This window comes from Planotetraspora mira, from assembly GCF_016863275.1.
In the GTDB taxonomy this organism is placed as follows: Bacteria; Actinomycetota; Actinomycetes; order Streptosporangiales; family Streptosporangiaceae; genus Planotetraspora; species Planotetraspora mira.
In genome coordinates this window covers 68,794-86,358 of sequence record NZ_BOOO01000024.1, presented here as the reverse complement: position 1 = coordinate 86,358, position 17,565 = coordinate 68,794, and the positions used below count along the sequence as shown (strand labels likewise).

Annotated in this window: 17 protein-coding genes and 1 riboswitch; of the genes, 3 read left to right on the top strand and 14 right to left on the bottom strand. The window is 69.6% G+C overall.

Annotated elements, in window-relative coordinates; all coding sequences use genetic code 11:
- Window positions 1–638: 638 nt before the first annotated feature.
- Window positions 639–1,448 carry a pantoate--beta-alanine ligase gene (gene panC, locus Pmi06nite_RS22925; RefSeq protein ID WP_239114154.1) on the bottom strand — a complete coding sequence of 270 codons (810 nt, stop codon included), beginning with the start codon at window positions 1,446–1,448 and terminating at the stop codon, window positions 639–641.
- Window positions 1,449–1,489: 41 nt separating this feature from the next.
- Window positions 1,490–2,380, bottom strand: coding sequence for a Rossmann-like and DUF2520 domain-containing protein (locus tag Pmi06nite_RS22920; protein WP_203955138.1), 891 nt, complete (start codon window positions 2,378–2,380; stop codon window positions 1,490–1,492).
- 147 nt (window positions 2,381–2,527) lie between these two features.
- On the opposite strand from Pmi06nite_RS22920, the gene Pmi06nite_RS22915 reads away from it, so the two are divergent.
- Entirely contained in the window at window positions 2,528–3,502 is a 975-nt protein-coding gene (locus Pmi06nite_RS22915; RefSeq protein WP_203955137.1) for an SAM-dependent methyltransferase, read from the top strand.
- Here Pmi06nite_RS22915 and Pmi06nite_RS22910 read toward each other — a convergent pair.
- A complete protein-coding gene (locus Pmi06nite_RS22910) occupies window positions 3,499–4,698 on the bottom strand; it encodes a cytochrome P450 (RefSeq protein ID WP_203955136.1) in 1,200 nt (399 codons plus the stop codon). The genes Pmi06nite_RS22915 and Pmi06nite_RS22910 overlap by 4 nt on opposite strands.
- Window positions 4,699–4,819: 121 nt before the next feature.
- A riboswitch (SAM riboswitch) is annotated at window positions 4,820–4,935 on the top strand.
- A gap of 68 nt (window positions 4,936–5,003) precedes the next feature.
- On the opposite strand from Pmi06nite_RS22910, the gene Pmi06nite_RS22905 reads away from it, so the two are divergent.
- Together Pmi06nite_RS22905 and Pmi06nite_RS22900 are read left to right on the top strand one after the other, a co-directional pair.
- Window positions 5,004–6,272 (top strand): aminotransferase class V-fold PLP-dependent enzyme, encoded by a 1,269-nt coding sequence (locus tag Pmi06nite_RS22905; protein ID WP_373317331.1) that lies wholly within the window; start codon window positions 5,004–5,006, stop codon window positions 6,270–6,272.
- A 75-nt stretch (window positions 6,273–6,347) separates the two neighbouring features.
- On the top strand, window positions 6,348–7,532 hold the full coding sequence (locus tag Pmi06nite_RS22900; protein WP_203955134.1) for an NADH-quinone oxidoreductase subunit D: 1,185 nt from the start codon (window positions 6,348–6,350) through the stop codon (window positions 7,530–7,532).
- A gap of 9 nt (window positions 7,533–7,541) precedes the next feature.
- On the opposite strand, the gene Pmi06nite_RS22895 is transcribed toward Pmi06nite_RS22900, so the two are convergent.
- The 11 genes from Pmi06nite_RS22895 to dacB form a co-directional block, all read right to left on the bottom strand.
- Entirely contained in the window at window positions 7,542–7,991 is a 450-nt protein-coding gene (locus Pmi06nite_RS22895; protein WP_203955133.1) for a DUF3180 domain-containing protein, read from the bottom strand.
- A 13-nt stretch (window positions 7,992–8,004) separates the two neighbouring features.
- On the bottom strand, window positions 8,005–8,505 hold the full coding sequence (folK, locus tag Pmi06nite_RS22890; protein WP_203955132.1) for a 2-amino-4-hydroxy-6-hydroxymethyldihydropteridine diphosphokinase: 501 nt from the start codon (window positions 8,503–8,505) through the stop codon (window positions 8,005–8,007).
- The gene (gene folB / locus Pmi06nite_RS22885; protein WP_203955281.1) at window positions 8,502–8,861 is read right to left on the bottom strand and encodes a dihydroneopterin aldolase; all 360 of its coding nucleotides are present in this window, start codon (window positions 8,859–8,861) and stop codon (window positions 8,502–8,504) included. Before folB ends, folK begins: the two co-directional genes overlap by 4 nt.
- Window positions 8,862–8,887: 26 nt before the next feature.
- Window positions 8,888–9,313, bottom strand: coding sequence for a nuclear transport factor 2 family protein (locus Pmi06nite_RS22880; RefSeq protein ID WP_203955131.1), 426 nt, complete (start codon window positions 9,311–9,313; stop codon window positions 8,888–8,890).
- Window positions 9,310–10,185 carry a dihydropteroate synthase gene (gene folP, locus Pmi06nite_RS22875; protein WP_239114129.1) on the bottom strand — a complete coding sequence of 292 codons (876 nt, stop codon included), beginning with the start codon at window positions 10,183–10,185 and terminating at the stop codon, window positions 9,310–9,312. Before folP ends, Pmi06nite_RS22880 begins: the two co-directional genes overlap by 4 nt.
- Before the next feature lie 153 nt (window positions 10,186–10,338).
- The gene (gene folE / locus Pmi06nite_RS22870) at window positions 10,339–10,929 is read right to left on the bottom strand and encodes a GTP cyclohydrolase I FolE (protein WP_203955279.1); all 591 of its coding nucleotides are present in this window, start codon (window positions 10,927–10,929) and stop codon (window positions 10,339–10,341) included.
- Window positions 10,926–12,926, bottom strand: coding sequence for an ATP-dependent zinc metalloprotease FtsH (ftsH, locus tag Pmi06nite_RS22865; protein ID WP_203955130.1), 2,001 nt, complete (start codon window positions 12,924–12,926; stop codon window positions 10,926–10,928). The genes folE and ftsH overlap by 4 nt, the downstream gene beginning before the upstream one ends.
- Window positions 12,927–13,190: 264 nt before the next feature.
- Window positions 13,191–13,748, bottom strand: a complete 558-nt coding sequence (gene hpt / locus Pmi06nite_RS22860) for a hypoxanthine phosphoribosyltransferase (protein ID WP_239095131.1) — start codon at window positions 13,746–13,748, stop codon at window positions 13,191–13,193.
- 12 nt (window positions 13,749–13,760) lie between these two features.
- A complete protein-coding gene (gene tilS / locus Pmi06nite_RS22855) occupies window positions 13,761–14,741 on the bottom strand; it encodes a tRNA lysidine(34) synthetase TilS (protein ID WP_203955129.1) in 981 nt (326 codons plus the stop codon).
- Between the two features lie 201 nt (window positions 14,742–14,942).
- Complete coding sequence (locus Pmi06nite_RS22850) at window positions 14,943–16,010, bottom strand: Rv3626c family coenzyme F420 biosynthesis-associated protein (RefSeq protein WP_203955128.1); 1,068 nt, start codon at window positions 16,008–16,010, stop codon at window positions 14,943–14,945.
- 76 nt (window positions 16,011–16,086) lie between these two features.
- On the bottom strand, window positions 16,087–17,481 hold the full coding sequence (gene dacB / locus Pmi06nite_RS22845) for a D-alanyl-D-alanine carboxypeptidase/D-alanyl-D-alanine endopeptidase (RefSeq protein ID WP_239114128.1): 1,395 nt from the start codon (window positions 17,479–17,481) through the stop codon (window positions 16,087–16,089).
- Window positions 17,482–17,565 lie beyond the last annotated feature (84 nt).

Below are 17,565 nucleotides of genomic sequence, written 5' to 3'. Positions count from 1 at the left end.
CGCCCCCCTTTCCCCGTATCCCCCCCACCCCCACCCTCCCTTGGCCGTGATCATGCACAGGTTCGTGAATCTGGCCTCTCACGTGCCCTTTCTTGGGGGGTGATCATGCACAGGTTCGTGGATTGGCCCGTTGACCTGCGGCGATCCTCTTCGTGATCATGCACGGATTCGGTGGCACACCCTTCGACCTGGGCGCTTCCGGTCCGTGATCATGCGCAGGTTCGACGTTGTACGCGTTGAGCTGGACCTGCACGGTTCTCGATCATGCACAAGCCGAGACTTGCACCCCGCCCTGTCCTGACGGGCGATCACGTGCAGGTATGGGTTCATCGGCCCAACCGGCGCACCCGGCATCGCGGCCTGCTTCACGTCGCTCCCGTACGGCAGGGCCGCATCGCCGTACGGGGAGGGCATGGCCGTGCATGATCACCAAGCGGGAAGTCCCAGCTCAGGCCATGCCGTACCGAACTTGCGCATGATCACGAACCGGAAACGCCCAGCTCAAGCGGCCCGGCGCCGAATCCGTGCATGATCACGAAGTGGAGTGCCGCAGGTCAGTAGGGCAATCCACGAATCTGTGCATGATCACGCCCGAGGGAAGGGCAGGCGAGGGGGCCGATTCACGAACTTGTGCATGATCACGCCGGAGGGGGTGTGGGGAGGATGGGGGTGTTGTCGATCAGGCGGGTGGTGCCGACTTTGGCGGCCACGACGAGGAGGGCCTCGTCCTGGTGGTCGTCGTCCACCGGCCGGAACGTCATGGGGTCGACCAGTTCCACGTAATCCAGGAGGAGGGGCGGATCCAGGCGCGTGGCGCCCTCCAGTACGGCTTTCGCAGCCGCCAGGACCCTGGCCGGCGTGGTCTCCGCGGCCCCCGCCGCGAGGGCCTGAGAAAGGGACAGCGCGGTCGCCCGTTCCCGTGCCGACAGGTAGCGGTTGCGGCTCGACAGGGCCAGGCCGTCGGGCTCGCGCACGGTGGGCGCCCCGACGATCGCGACGGGGACGTCGAGATCGGCCACCATCCGGCGGATCATCGCGAGTTGCTGGGCGTCCTTCTGACCGAAGACCGCGACGTCGGGCTGGACCAGGTTCAGCAACTTCAGGACCACGGTCAGGACGCCGTCGAAATGGCCGGGCCGGAAGGCGCCCTCGACGATCGTGCCCATCTCCCCGGCGGAGACGCCGACCTGCCGGTCCGGGAGGTACATCTCCTCGGCGGAGGGCGCGAAGACCACGCCGGCGCCCTCCTCCGCGCACACCTCCAGGTCGACATCAAATGTCCTCGGATAACGCGAAAAATCCTCGTTAGGCCCGAACTGGAGTGGATTGACGAAAATGCTTACCGCAACATGATCGGCACGCTCACGGGCGAGCCGTATCAGCGACCGATGCCCCTCATGCAGCGCCCCCATGGTCGGCACCAGGGCCAGCGTCCCCGCGCCGAGCATGTCCTTCGCCTTGACCAGATCCGCGCGATCGCCTGCGACGATCACGTCCATATGTTTCCTCCCAATGCGTCCAACAGGCGTTCGGCGGCCTCGGGCTTCAGCAGTCCGGCGGCCAGCGCCCGGTCCGCGGTGAGCCTGGCGAGGGCCACGTAGGCGTCCGCCGCCTCGGGGGCGGCCAGGATGAGCGCGTCCACATGCTTGCGCACTGTCCCCGCGTCGCCGCGCACCACAGGGCCGGTCAGCCCGGCGATGCCGAGCCGCAGCACGTTGTCCAGAGCGGCCCCGAGCAGCGGGCCGAGCAACCGGCCGGGATGCTCGACCCCGATCCGGCCGAGCAGTTCCTGCGACTCGGCGATCAGCGTGACCATGTGGTTGGCCGCGCCGGCGATGGCGGCGTGATACAGCGCCCGGTCCTGGTCGGCGATCCACACCGGCTCGCCGCCCATCTCGATCACCAGCGCCTCGGCCACCGGCCGCAACATCGCGGGCGCCGTGACGCCGAACGAGCATCCGTTCAGCCTGACGAGATCGTCGTCCCTGCCGGTGAACGTCATCACGGGGTGCAGGGCCAGGGGCAGCGCCCCCAGGTCGGTCGCCGGGCCGAGGACGTCCAGGCCGTACGCGCCGCTGGCGTGCACGAGCAGCTTGCCGCGCAGATCGGCTCCGGTGGCCGCCAGACCGGCGACGAGTCCTGGAAGGACGTCGTCCGGCACGGTGAGCAGCACCAGATCGGATCGGGTGATCACCTCGTCCGGCCGGGTCAGCTCGACTGCCAGCCGCTCGGTGGCCCGTCTGTGGGACGCGTCCGAGACCCCGCTGGCGGCCACCACGCGGTGGCCCGCGAGCACGAGCGCGGCTCCCAGAACGGAGCCGACCCGTCCCGCGCCGAGCACTCCCACGGCGAGCCGCCCCGGGCGGTCACTAGTGTCCATGACGCCTCCCCTCGCCCAGGGTAGCGGCGACCGCCCGCCTGCCTGGCCTGGACCCAATGGTCGAATTTTGTCCCTTTTGCGATGTAGCTATGTCGAGCGGCGAGTACGCATTTCGTCATAGGCCGAGGCTCGATAACGTGGGGTGTTGTGTGGGTCACGTGGCGCGACGCCATTCAGGAGGCGCTCTACGGCGACGACGGCTTCTATCGGCGTGAGCGCCCGGACCAGCACTTCCGGACTTCGGTGCACGCCTCGCCGTCCTTCGCCCGGGCCCTGCTCGAGTTGACCTGCCGGGTCGACGAGGCACTCGGGCGCCCTCCGGCGATCGACTTCGTCGACGTCGGCAGTGGTGACGGCCTGCTGGCCGCCCGGGTCCTGGCCTCCGCTCCCCCGGACCTGGCCGTACGGCTGCGCGTCACCGCCGTCGACCTGTCCTCCCGCCCTCCGGGCCTCGACGAGAGGATCGCCTGGGCCTCGACCCCGCCCGCCACGGTGGAGGGCCTGGTCGTCGCCAACGAGTGGCTGGACAACATCGCCCTCGACGTCGCGGAGCAGACGCCGTCGGGGCCGCGGCTGGTGCTGGTCGATCCCGCGACGGGCGACGAGCGCCTCGGGCCGGCGCCCGACGCCGCCGATCTCGACTGGCTGGAGCGCTGGTGGCCGCTGTGCACACCGGGCTGCCGCGCCGAGATCGGCCGCCCGCGCGACGAGGCCTGGACCTCCGTGCTCGTACGGCTCTCGCGCGGCACGGCGGTCGCCGTCGACTACGCGCACCACAGGGACCGGCGACCGCCCATCGGCACGCTGACGGGCTACCGCGGCGGGTCGATCGTGCCTGCCGTACCGGACGGGACCTGTGACATCACGGCGCACGTGGCCCTGGACGCGTGCGCCGCCGCCGGCGAACGGGCGGTCGCCGTCTCCACCACGCTGACCACTCAGCGGGACGCCCTCCGCGACCTGGGGATACGCGGCGGGCGGCCGCCCCTCGACATGGCTCGTAGCGATCCGGCCGGTTACCTCAGGGCGCTGAGCCTGGCGTCCGAGGAGGCCGAGCTCATCGCCCCCTCAGGGCTCGGCGGGTTCGGCTGGCTGAGCCAGTCCACGAGGTCCGCGAACTAGACGGTGACCTTCAGCGACTCCAGGCCCCGGATGACGTAACCCGGCTTCCAGACCGGCTCCTCCACGAGCGCCAGATCGGGAGCGGCCCGCAGGAGCGCGCCGAACGACTCGATGAGCTCCACCCGGGCCAGCGGCGCGCCCAGGCAGAAGTGGATGCCCGCGCCGAACGAGATGTGCGGGTTCTCGGCCCGCCCGACGTCCAGCCTGTCGGGATCGTCGAACACGGCGGGATCACGGTTGGACGAGCCGAACAGCAGCGCGACCTCGACGCCCTTCGGAATCTCCACGCCGCCGACCTCGATGTCCTCGAGCACCCAGCGCTCGAACATCTGCAGCGGGGTGTCGTAGCGCATGAGTTCCTCGACCGCGGTGGGCAGCAGGCCGGGGTCGGCCCGCAGGCGGTCCAGCTCGGCGGGGTTGCGGAACAACGACCACCATCCGTTGCCGGTGACGTTGACCGTCGCCTCATGACCGGCGTTGAGCAGGAGCACGCACGTCCCGACGAGCTCGTCCTCCGTGAGCCTGTCCCCCTCGTCGACGACCTGGGCGAGCGCCGAGATGAGGTCGTCACCGGGCTCCTGCCGTCGTTTCCTGGCCAGCTCGCGCAGGTAGTCGCCGAACTCCAGCGACGCCCGCACCGCCGCCTGCTGCGACTCCATCGGCGGGTTCAGCTCGTACATCTTGCAGATGTCGGCCGACCAGGGCCGGAGCAGATGCCGGTCGGACTCCGGCACGCCGAGCATTTCGGCGATCACGGTGACCGGGAGGGGCTCGGCCACCTCCGCGATGAGGTCCCCGCCGCCCCGCTCCACGAACTCCTGGACCAGGCCGGTCGCGATCTTGCGGACGCGGGGGCGCAGCGCCTCCACCATCCGCGGGGTGAAGGCCTTGGACACCAGGCGGCGCAGCCGGGTGTGGACGGGGGGCTCCACATCGAGCATCCCGGCGCGGGTCACCCGCCAGAACGGCTCCTGGAAGGCCGGTTCCGGCTCCCGTCCGAAGGCTTCGTGCGAGGCCACGTGCAGGTAGGACCGGCCGAGCCGCCGGTCGCGCAGCAGCGCGTTGACGTCGGCGTGCCGGGCGATCAGCCACTGTCCTGTGGGCTCGAAGAAGCTGACCGGCTCGTTGTCCCGCAGATCGCGATAGGCGTCGTACGGATGAGCCACGAACTGGGGATTCCAAGGATCAAACTTCACAAAGCCACCATACGGATCCTGGCCGCGGACCGCACCCGGATCACTGCCCGATTCGCCGTCATCGGCCGGTTCACCTGGGGATTTGCGGACGACTGGGGGCCGTCGGTTATAGTCCACATCAGGTCATGAGCGCCAGCGTCAAGCCCCGGCTCGCTGGCCGGCAACCCTCGCGTCCGCGGCGGGGTGCCCCGGGTGAGGACCAGGTCCGGCACGAGGTGTGCCGGGCAAGCGCGGGCTCCGCCGTACGACGCCATGGCCGGGGTCCCATGACCCCAAGGAGTCCGGCGTTGTCTACGTTGTCCGTTCTGAGCCGTTCCGCCTCTGCTGATTCCCCCACCCCCACGGCCGTCCGGGAAGCCCACATCCCCGCCGTGCTCGGCTCCGACCTCCAGGTGCCCGTCAAGGGCGGCAGGCTCGTGCCGTACGCCAACCTCGACTACGCCGCGAGCGCGCCCTGTCTGGAGGCCGTGAACGCCGCGGTCGCCGCCGCGCTCCCGGCCTACTCCAGCGTCCACCGCGGCGCCGGCTACGCCTCGCAGCTCACCACCGCCAGGTACGAGCAGGCCAGGCACACCGTGAAGGCCTTCGTGGGCGCCCGTCCCGACGACGCGCTCGTCTTCACCCGCAACACCACGGACGCGATGAACCTGCTCGCCCGCGCCCTGCCGACGGGCACCACCGTCGTGGTCTTCGACTCCGAGCACCACGCCTCGCTCCTGCCCTGGGCCCAGGTCGTACGGCTGGCACCCCCGGCCTTCCCCGGCGAGGCGATCCGGGCGGCAGACGAGGCCCTGTCGGAGATCGACGGTCCCGCGCTGCTCGTCGTCACGGCGGCGTCGAACGTGACCGGCGAGCTGTGGCCGATCGCGGGTCTGGCGCACATCGCCCACCGCCACGGCGCCAGGATCGCGGTGGACGCCGCGCAACTCGTCCCCCACCGGCGGCTCAACCTGACGGCGCTCGACCTCGACTATGTGGCCTTCTCCGGTCACAAGCTCTACGCCCCCTTCGGCGCGGGCGCCCTGATCGGCCGCGCGGACTGGCTCGGGCAGGCCCTGCCGTACCTGCGGGGCGGCGGCGCGGTGAAGTCCGTCACGGACGTCGTGGAGTGGAGCGACGACCCGGAGGCCAGGCACGAGGCGGGGACCCCCAACGTGCTGGGCGCGATCGCCCTCGCCGCCGCCTGCGACACCCTGAGCGCCACCGGCTGGACGGACCTCGTGCGCGAGGAGGAACGCCTCGTGACCCGTCTGCGCGCGGGGATCGCCGCGATCGAGGGCGTCCAGGAGCTTTCGCTGTGGGGCCCGGACCACCCACGGGTGGGCATCGTGTCCTTCGTGGTCGAGGGCCGCTCCGCGCGGGAGGTGGCCGAGTTCCTGTCGTCGGAGCACGGCGTCGGGGTCAGGGACGGCAAGTTCTGCGCCCACCCGTTCGTCCGGCACCTTCTCGGCACCGCGGACGGCGGTTGCGACGACGACACGGCGAGCGCGGTGCGCGCCTCGATCGGCATCGGCTCGACCGAGGAGCACGTCGACCGCCTGCTCGAGGCGCTGCGAGGCTTGGCCAAGGCCTGACATATCCCGGCTCGTACGGCTTCGATGGGGTTCACGCTCTTCGCCAGGCCGTACGAGCGTGGGAGCATGGGACCTATGACGGAAGAGCCCGAGGGCAGGTTCCGGGAACGCGTCGTCGGGATCGGCGCGGGTGCGGAAGCCGTCCAGGCGAGGGAGCTGGCCACCGAGGACATGGTCCTCAACATCGGCCCGCAACACCCGTCCACCCATGGGGTGTTGCGGCTGCGGCTCACGCTGGACGGCGAGCGGATCGTGTCGGCCGAGCCGATCATCGGCTACATGCACCGGGGCGCGGAGAAGCTCTTCGAGGTGCGCGACTACCGGCAGATCATCGTGCTGGCCAACCGGCACGACTGGCTGTCGGCGTTCGCGAACGAGCTCGGCGTCGTGATCGCGGTGGAGCGCATGCTCGGCATGGAGGTGCCGCAGCGGGCGATCTGGGCACGCACGCTGCTCGCCGAGCTCAACCGGGTGCTCAACCACCTCATGTTCCTCGGCTCCTATCCCCTGGAGCTGGGCGCGATCACTCCGCTCTTCTACGCCTTCCGCGAGCGGGAGACCCTGCAACACGTCATGGAGGAGATCTCCGGCGGCCGCATGCACTACATGTTCAACCGTGTGGGCGGCCTCAAGGAGGACCTTCCGTACGGCTGGCTCGACCGCGCGTCCGGGGCCGTCGCCGACGTGCGCCGCCGCCTGCCCGACATCGAGCAGCTGATCGCCGGAAACGAGATCTTCCTGGCCAGGACCAGGGGCGTCGGCGTGCTCGATCGAGAGACGATCATGCAGTACGGCGTGAGCGGCCCGATCGCCCGGGCCTCTGGAGTCGACTTCGACCTGCGGCGCGACGAGCCCTATCTGGCGTACGGCGAGCTGCCGGTCAAGGTCGTGACGCGCTCGGCCGGCGACTGCCACGCCCGGTTCCAGGTGCTCCTGGAGCAGGTCAAGGTCTCGCTCGACCTCGCCGACGCGTGCGTCGAGCGACTACGGCAGCTCCCGCCGGGGCCGATCAACCAGCGCCTGCCCAAGATCCTGAAGGCCCCCGAGGGGCACACGTACGCCTGGACGGAGAGCCCTCTCGGCCTCAACGGCTACTACCTCGTGTCCCGGGGGGAGAAGACGCCCTGGCGGCTCAAGCTCCGCAGCGCGTCCTTCAACAACGTGCAGGTCCTGCGCGAACTGCTCCCCGGCAACCTCGTCGCCGACATGGTGGCGATCCTGGGCTCGATGTTCTTCGTCGTCGGCGACATCGACAAGTAGGCCGGCTCTCTACTCCTCGTCCTCGGGCTTGCCGGGGACCCGGCAGCAGTACTCGAGGAAGAGCGCGGCGCAGATCAGGGCCACACAGGCGACGAAGGAGCCGCCGGCCACGATCGCGTCCTGCCGCGGCTTCGGCAGATCGAGCAGGTTCAGCACGTGCAGGACGAACCCGGCGAAGATCCCGCCGAAGACCGCGCCCGCGTAGGCCGTCGCCTTGGCGAGTGCCGCCAGCCGGGCGACGGCCAGCGGCTCGACCGGCTTGGTGTCCGGCTTGCGGAGGATCCTGGCGCGCGTCAGCCAGCCCGTGTACCCCTCGCCGACCGCGAGGATCAGCAGCGTCGGGATCGCCGTCCACGGGACGGTCGGGATCTGGGAGTAGAGCTCTTGCAGTACTCCCCAGGTGGCCAGGGCGAACACGACCACCAGGCCCACGAGCACGCCGGGATTGCTGGGCTTCACGCTGGGCTCCTCGTCAGGCAGGGGGTTCGAGGCAGAGATCGGCGCGCAGCCGTACGCCACTGTGGTCGAGGCCGGCGAGCAACGCGGAGACGGGCCCGAGGCCGGGAAGGGCCGCCGCGGGATCGGCCTGCGCCCACGGGATCAACACGAATGCCCGCTCGTGTGCCCGCGGGTGCGGCAGGGTGAGCTCGGGATCGTCGGACACCACGTCGCCCGCCATGATCAGGTCGACGTCGAGCGTCCTCGGTCCCCAGCGTTCGAGCCGTTCGCGGCCGAAGGCCTTCTCGATGTCGTGCGCCCGGTCGAGGAGCACCCGCGGGGCCAGCACGCTCTCGGCGATCACCACGGCGTTCAGGAAGGCCTCCTGCTCCGGGCCGCCCACCGGATCCGTCTCGTAGACCGGCGACACCGCCACGAAGCTGAGCCCCGGGGCGTCGAACAGAGCGTCCAGCGCACCCTGGAGGTAGTCGATCCGGCGGCCGAGGTTGCTGCCGAGCGACAGGACGACCCTCATCCGCGGGCCCTTCTGATGGTCACCACCACGTCGCCGAACGGCAGCGGGATGGGCGCCGCCGGCTTGTGGACGCTGACCTCGACCTCGTCGACCAGGTCATAGGCCAGGCAGTCCGACGCCAGCCGGTCGGCGAGGGTCTCGATCAGGTTGACCGGCTCGCCCTCGACCGTACGGACGAGTTGGAGGGCCAGCGCGCCGTAGTCGACGGTCTTGGTCAGGTCGTCGGACGCGGCGGCGGGGGCGGTGTCGAGGAACAGGATCACATCGACGACGAACTCCTGGCCGAGCGCGCGCTCGGCGGGCAGGCAGCCATGCCGCCCGCGCGCCCTGAGCCCGGCGAGGCGCACGCTGTCCATCCGTGCCGTACGTCCGGTCGGCTCGCTCACGGCTCCTCTTCCTCATCATCGTCGTCACCCTGCAGGACGGGAGACCCGTGGTGCAGCCAGAGCCGCCAGCCGGCGGGGGTCCGCAGGAAGGTGTTGGTGGCCACGACCCGGCCGGCCGCGAAGCCCGGCTCGTCGGTGTCGGCCGCCGTGAGGATGTTCTCCGCGCACGTGACGATGGCCACGTCGCCCACGACCGTGGTCTGGACGTCGGTGAGCACGAATTGGATGTACGGAGTGTTCGCCATGATCAGCGCCCATGACCTGAGCACCTCGGAACGGCCGCTGAGCATCGGCCAGCCGGGGTGCACGCACATCGCGACCCGGTCGGCGACGTCCTCCACCCATATTTCCGACATCTTGTCGAGGTCGGCGCTCTCAATCGCGTTGTAGAACGCCTCGTTGAGCTCCTCGATGTCCTTCATCCGCGTCCTTTGTCGGCATGTCCATCGCTGGCCGCCGTCCACGCGGCGGCCACGCGCACGGCGTCGGCGTTGGCCGCGACGTGGTGCACCCGGACGCACCAGGCACCGGCCTGGGCGGCCAGCGCGGTGACCGCGAGCGTCGCGTCGTCACTGCGGCTGAACGGCCTGGGCGTGCCGTCGGCGTCCGGGAGCAGGCGGCCGAGGAAACGTTTCCTGGACGCGCCGATGATCAGAGGGTAACCCAGCTCGTTCAGTGTGCCGATGCCGGCGAGCAGAGCCCAGTTGTGCTCGGCCTGCTTGGAGAAACCCAGACCAGGATCAAGGACGATCTGCTCCTCGCGGACCCCCTCGGCGAGCACCGAGTCGACCCGCTTGCGCAACTCCTCGGCCACCTCGGTCACGACATCGGCGTAGATCGCGCGGCTTTCCATGTCGCGGCTGTGCCCGCGCCAGTGCATCACCACGTACGGCACGCCCGTCGCGGCCACCACCCGGGGCATCACCGGGTCGGCCAGGCCGCCGCTGACGTCGTTGACGAGCTTCGCCCCGGCCTTGACGGCCGCCTCGGCGACCTCCGCCCGCATGGTGTCGACGCTGACCGTCACGCCCTCCTCGGTGAGGATGCGGATCACGGGTTCGACCCTGCGCAGCTCCTCGTCGAGCGGAACCCGGACGGCGCCCGGGCGGGTCGACTCGCCGCCCACGTCGACGATGTCGGCGCCCTCCTTGACGAGGTCGAGGCCGTGCCTGATCGCGGTGTCCACGTCGAACCACTGGCCGCCGTCGGAGAACGAGTCAGGCGTCACGTTGACCACGCCCATGACCAGGCAGCGCCCAGGCGCGGGCATGCCGTGCACATGTCGTGTGGTCATTGCCCCTCCTCGCCTGCGGCTCGTCGGCGAATGACCGTGGCCTCCGCGTCGGGAGGCCCACTCGCTTCGCTCGCAACCAAGCCTAGGTGCTGCCGAGTCGCGATCAGTCGCATGGGTGCGCCCACCGCCATAACGAATCGGGTCCCGCCGCGATCAGCCGCGGAGGATCAGGGACATCGCCTCCGCGCGCGTCGCCTCGCTCGTGCGGAAGTCGCCCCTGACGGCCGAGGTGATCGTCTTGGCTCCCGGCTTGCGGACGCCGCGCATCGTCATGCACATGTGCTCGGCCTCGATGACCACGATCACTCCGCGAGGCTCGAGCACCCGCATCAGGGCGTCGGCGATCTGCGACGTCATCCGCTCCTGGACCTGGGGCCGGCGGGCGTACACGTCCACCAGCCTGGCCAGCTTGGATAAGCCGGTGATCTGGCCCTTCTCGTTGGGCGTGTAGCCGATGTGCGCGACGCCGTGGAACGGAAGGAGGTGGTGCTCGCAGGTGGACATGACCTCGATGTCCTTCACCAGCACCATCTCATCGTGGTCGGCGTCGAACATCGTGGTCAGCGCGTCCTCCGGCGTCTGACCGAGACCGGCGAACTGCTCGGCGTAGGCACGGGCCACGCGAGCGGGGGTGTCCCGCAGCCCGTCCCGATCCGGATCTTCGCCGATCGCCGAAAGGATCTCGCGAACGGCCTTCTCGATCCGCCCGTGGTCGAACTGCGGAACTGATGGCACCACTGTCAGGCCTCGTCCCGCTGGGTCGCCTGGTCCTGTGAGTAGGAGGCCGGGCTGCCGGCGGGCAGCGCCGCTCCGTTGCCGTTCGCCCGCTCCTTCGGCGTGATGACCGGAGGACGGTCGGACGGGAGTCGCTTGCCGTAGCCGGCGTAAGAGGGACGCTTCTCCCTGGTGACCACCGACGAGAAGATCTGCACGACCTGCTCGCGGGAGATCGTCTCCTTCTCCATGAGCTCCAGGACGAGGTTGTCCAGCACGTCACGGTACTGAACGAGGATCTCCCACGCCTGGTCGTGCGCCGTCTCGATGAGGCGGCGGACCTCCTCGTCGATCGAGGAGGCGATCTGCTCGGAGTAGTCGCGCTCGTGACCCATCTCGCGGCCGAGGAAGACCTCGCCGTTGCCGCTGCCGAACTTACGGGCGCCGAGCTTCTCGCTCATGCCGTACTCGGTGACCATGCGGCGGGCGATCGAGGTCGCCTTCTCGATGTCGTTGGACGCTCCGGTGGTGGGCTCGTGGAAGACGAGCTCCTCCGCGGTGCGGCCGCCGAGCAACATCGCGAGCTGGTCCATCATCTCGGACCGGGTCGCCAGGAACTTGTCCTCCATCGGCAGCGTCATCGTGTAACCGAGCGCGCGGCCGCGGGACAGGATCGTGATCTTGTGGACCGGGTCGGAGTTCGGCAGCGCGTGGGCCACCAGGGCGTGGCCGCCCTCGTGGTACGCGATGATCTTCTTCTCCTGGTCCGACATGACCCGCGACTTGCGCTCCGGACCCGCCATCACGCGGTCGATGGACTCCTCGAGGGTGCTCATCGTGATGAGCTTCTGGTCCTGGCGGGCGGTCAGCAGGGCCGCCTCGTTGATCACGTTGGCCAGGTCGGCACCGGTGAACCCGGGCGTACGGCGGGCGATCACATCGAGGTCGACGTCGGAGGCGAAGGGCTTGCCGCGGCCGTGAACCCGCAGGATGCCCTTACGGCCCTCGAGGTCGGGCCGGTCGATCACGACCTGGCGGTCGAAGCGGCCGGGACGCAGCAGCGCCGGGTCGAGGATGTCGGGCCGGTTGGTGGCGGCGATGAGGATCACGCCGCCCTTCACGTCGAATCCGTCCATCTCGACGAGCAACTGGTTCAGCGTCTGCTCGCGCTCGTCGTGACCGCCGCCGAGGCCGGCGCCGCGGTGGCGGCCGACGGCGTCGATCTCGTCGATGAAGATGATCGCCGGCGCGTTCGCCTTGGCCTGCTCGAACAGGTCGCGGACGCGGGAGGCGCCGACACCCACGAACATCTCGACGAAGTCGGAGCCGGAGATCGAGTAGAACGGGACTCCCGCCTCGCCGGCGACGGCCCTGGCGAGCAGCGTCTTACCGGTTCCGGGCGGGCCGTAAAGGAGGACGCCCTTGGGGATCTTGGCGCCGATGGCCTGGAACTTCGCGGGAGCCTGGAGGAACTCCTTGATCTCCTGAAGTTCCTCGATGGCCTCGTCCGCGCCCGCCACATCGGCGAACGTCGTCTTGGGGGTGTCCTTCGTGATCAGCTTCGCGCGGGACTTCCCGAAGTTCATCACCCGGGAGCCGCCGCCCTGCATCTGGTTCATGATGAACAGGAAGATCAGGACGATGATGATGATCGGCAGGAAGCTGACCAGCAGGCTGACCAGGAAGTTCTCCCGGGGCACCTCGACCGTCCAGCCCTTGGAGGGGTTGGCCGCCGTCAGCGCGTCGGTCAGCTTGACACCCTGGCCCTCGACCCACGGAGCCTGGATGCGGTCGGTCGACTTGCCGGCGACCTCGATCGGCTTGTTCAGGGTGAGCTCGACGCGCTGGTCCTTGTCGACCACCGTCGCGTTCTTGACGTTGCCCGACGTGATCTGCTGCACCACCGTGGACGTGTCCGCGGTGGTGTAATTGCCGCCGCCACTGAACATCGTGGTGACAAGCAGGAGCAGCACGACGATGCCCAGGATCCACAGCAGTGGCCCACGTGTAAATCGCTTGAGATCCATCCGTTGCGGAACCCCGGCGGGCCCGTCCCTTCCTGACCAAGGCCTGGCCCCGGGAAACCCGGGGTCGCGGCATCCTGCCGCTCCTTCTGACTACCCATGAGTAACCGACTGGTTCCCCACGGATCTCCGAAGGTACACCGGGCCGCCCCAGGCGGTAACTGCCCGTGCGATTCCGGCTTGCCCTTCCAACGTACGTCAGCCGTTCCCGTGTTCCCCTACCTGGGAGCGAATAACGCCGGACTGGAAGGGCACTTCGCTTAGGGCTTACTCCCCACCGTAGACATGAGGGGCGAGCGTCCCGATGAAGGGCAAGTTACGGTATCGCTCGTCGTAATCGAGGCCGAATCCGATCACGAACTCGTTCGGGATGTCAAAGCCGACGTACCGCACATCGATGGGCACTTTTACCGCGTCCGGTTTGCGGAGAAGCGTGCATATTTCAACCGATGCAGGGTTCCGCGACTTCAAGTTGTTCATGAGCCACGACAGCGTCAGCCCGGAGTCGATGATGTCCTCCACCACCAAGACGTGCCGCCCGGCGATGTCGGTGTCGAGGTCCTTGAGCACCCGCACGACGCCGGACGACTTGGTGCCGGCTCCATAGGACGAAACGGCCATCCAGTCCATGTGCACGGGCACGTGGAGGGCGCGTGCGAGGTCGGCCATGACCATGACGGCGCCCTTGAGCACGCCGACTATCAGCAGGTCCTTCCCGGCGTAGTCGGCGTCGATCTTGCCCGCCAGCTCCTTGATCTTGGTTTGGAGATCTTCTTCCGGAATGAGGACACTCGAGAGGTCCTGACCCATGTCGGCTGCGTCCACCTGGGGTTTTCCTTACGAGAGGTTGTCTGTGGCGAATATCAGCGTCCCATAGCGCCGAACGGCGCCCACCCCCCCGGGTAGGTGAACGGCCTTCTGACCTCGCCACTCGGTGACCAGGCGCTCCACCTCTTCGATGTGGACGGCGCCCAGTGCGGAGGCGGACGCGCCCGCCGACACCGCCGCCCGCCGGATCACCCGCCGCCGCACCGCCGCCGGCACGTCCTCCAGCGCGGACACCTCCAGATGGCCGTCCGGGCCCGCCGACGCCTCGTACACCGTGTCGGCCCACGCGTCGAGGGCGTCCGCGTCGTCCCGGCACAGCCGTGCCGTACGGGCGAGGGCCTCGGCCACGCCGGGCCCCAGGGCCGTCTCGAGCGCCGGGAGCACGTCATGCCGGACCCTGACCCTGGTGTAGGCGGGATCGGTGTTGTGCGGGTCGTCCCACGGCCGCAGGCCCAGAGCCGCGCAGGCGTCCCTGGTCCTCATACGGCTCAGGCCGAGCAGGGGCCGGCGATAGACGCCGGAGACCTCGGGCATGCCTGACAGTGAACGGCTGCCGCTGCCGCGCGCGAGGCGCAGAAGCACGGTCTCGGCTTGATCGTTCATCGTGTGCCCCAGGAGCACCGCCGCGGCCTCAAGCCGCTGAGCCGCCTCCGCGAGTGCGGCGTAACGGGCGTCCCTGGCTGCGGCCTCGGGGCCTCCGGCCCGGCCCACGGTGACCGTCAGGACCTCGGCGGGCTCAAGATCCAGTGCAGGTGCGAGCCGTACGACATCGAGCGCGCGGGCGGCCGACCCGTCCTGCAGACCGTGGTCGACGGTCACCAGTCCGGCCTTGAGGCCCATCCGCGGCGCGGCGAACCCCAGCGCCGCCGCGAGGGCGAGCGAGTCGGCCCCGCCGCTGCAGGCGACCAGCACCAGTCCGCCGGGCGTGAGATCCCCGAGCGACTGCCGTACGGCACGGCGGACGTCGGCGACGGCGGGATGTGGGCCCATAGGCCCATTGTGTCCACCCGTGCATGATCACGGAACGCATCCGCGCAGGTCGGCCTAGCTGATCGCGAACCTGCGCATGATCACGAAAAAGAGTCGGCCCAGGTGAGGCCGCTTGATCACGAATGTGTGCATGATCACGCCACGGGTGGGGGCAGGTCGGGGGGCCTGCGGCCGAACCTGTGCATGATCACGCCGAAGGGGTCAGATGCCGGGTTCTACGGCTCGGGTGCCGAGGACTCGGTTCATCCAGGCGCGGGGGTCGGCGATCTCGTCCCGGTCGGGAAGGGTCTCCGGAGAGGTCCAGACTCGATTGAACCCGGCCATTCCGGCCTCGTCGACGACGGTGCGGACGAATCGGGAACCTTCGGCGTACTGCTTCATCTTGAGCTCGATGCCCAGGAAGCGCCTGATGAGCTGGTCGATCCGCGAGCCGCCCTCGCGGCGGCGCTGGAACTTGGCCCGGATGTCGGCGACCGACGGCACCACGGACGGCCCGACGGCGTCCATGACGTAGTCGCCATGCCCCTCGACGAGGGTCATCACGGCCGTGACCCGGTCGAGCACGGCCTTCTGCTCGGGGGTCTGGATGGCCTCGATGAGGTTGCCCTCGCCGCCCTTGAAGGCGTCGGCCACCGCGTCGCCGGCCGCACGCAACCGCTCCAGCAGGGTCGTGAGGTCCATGTCGGACGCGAGCAGGAACTCGGTCATCTGGCCCCGGACGTACTCCCTCAGCCAGGGCACGCCGGTGAACTGGACGCGGTGCGTCTCCTCGTGCAGGCAGACCCACAGGCGGAAATCGCGCGGGGAGACCCCGAGCTCGCGCTCCGCGTGGACGATGTTGGGCGCGACCAGGGTCAGACGGCCCGTCGGCGCGTTGCCCGACGGATCCGGCGGGAGGAACAGTTCGTACTGCCCGAGCACCCGGGACGCCAGGAACGCCAGAACCGCGCCCACCTCGACGCCGGTGATCCGCGAGCCGACCGCGCTGACGATCGGCGGCATGCTCGACATCTTGTCGGTCAGCGGTTCGAGGACGACCCGGAACCCGTCGACGTTGGCCCGGATCCAGCCCGGCCGGTCGACGACGGTGGCCTCCTCCGGAGGCGCGGAGTCGATCCCGGTGAACTCACGCACGTGCCCTTCGGCTTCGCGCGAGAGGGTCCTCAGGTCGACGACCGCCTGCTTGGCCTCCTCTCGGGTCACCTGCGGACCGGGGCGCACCAGGCGCACGCCGGTCGCTACGGCCAGATCCCAGTCGATCACCTGCATACCCACCACCGTACGTTCTCCTCGCTCCCGCCGCGCGAGGAGCACCTCGGGCAGCGGGTGGGGTGAGCAGGCACCATCAGCTCTGCGCGACGATCGTCGCCATCTTGTCCAGTACGGCGACGGCCGCTCCGGGATCGGACACCTCGTCGGCCATGAACGCGAAGGCCACCAATCGTCCACTGGCCGTGTAGGTGATGCCTGCGAGCGTGTTCACGCCGGTGAGCGTGCCCGTCTTCGCGCGGACCAATCCGGCGCCGGGCTTCGAGTCGCTCCTGCCGTACCTGTTGTCCAGGGTTCCGGTGAAGCCCGCGACGGGCAGGCCGCTGATGAGAGAGTGCAGGTGGGGGTTCCCCGGAGAGGCCGCCGCGGCGATCAGGCGTGCGAGCGCGGCCGGCGTGATGCGGTTCCTGGTCGACAGACCGCTGCCGTCGTGGATCTCGACCCCCTGGTCCACCTTGAGGCGGCCCAGAACCTGGTGGACGGCCTTGGCCTCCCCCACGAAGGTGTGCGGCAACCCCTCCTTGATGGCGACCTGACGTGAGAGGGCCTCCGCGAGGTCGTTGTCACTCTCGGTCAGCATCTTCTCGACCAGGGCGTACATGGGCGCGGACTCGACCCTGGCCAGTTCCCGGGCGCCGGGCGCGGCCTTGGCCGGGGTGACCTCCCCCTCGACCTCGATGCCGTATCGCATGAGCTGCGTGACGAAGGCCTTGGCGGCGGAGAGCGGCGGGTCGGAGTACCGCGGGCCGCCGGGCGAGCGGCCCTCGTCGATGGTCAGCGCCGCGACCGGAGCCACCGTGCCCTCCGGCACGTAGTTCGGCTTCCAGCCCGGAGCGGTCATCGGCCCGCTGAACAGCGACGCGTCGTACGACAGCTTGACCGACGTGATCTTCGCGGCCTTGAGCGCCTTGGCCGTGCGTGACGCGAGTTGGGCGAGCGACGCGGGCTTCGGATACGGGTCCTGCTTCGACTTCTTCGCGTCCGCCACCGTCTTGGGCCCGGCCAGGGTGGGGTCGCCTCCGCCCACGAGCGTGATCGAGTTCGCGGCCTTGCCCATGACCACGGTGGTGGCCAGTCGCACGTCGGTCCCGACGGAGTCGAGCACCGCCGTCGCCGTGACCACCTTGGTCGTCGAGGCGGGCGTGAGCGGTTTCGCCGCGCGGCCGTCGAAGAGCATTCCGCCGGTCTTCGCGTCCAGCACGACACCCGCGGCGTTCTTCCCGAGCCCCGGGTCACCCAGCGCTTCGGCGAGGCCGGCGCTCAAAGTACCCTTGGCGGGGAGCGCCCCGTCCCCCGCCGCGGCCAGAACCGGACCCGCGGTGACGAGAGGGGTCGGGGTCGGTTTCGGGGGCGCGATGGAGACCGGGATCTCGGCGCTGTCGTGGGAGAGCAGGTAGCTGCCCGCGACGACGACGAAGACCTGCAGGAGGGCGAGTGTGGCCACCGCCACCCATCGCTCACGTCGCACCACGAGACCTCAATTCGCGCCAGCCATAAAACGCATACGAGACATTAACGCCAGCCCGGGAATCCGGGGGCGTGAGCGGAGGAACCG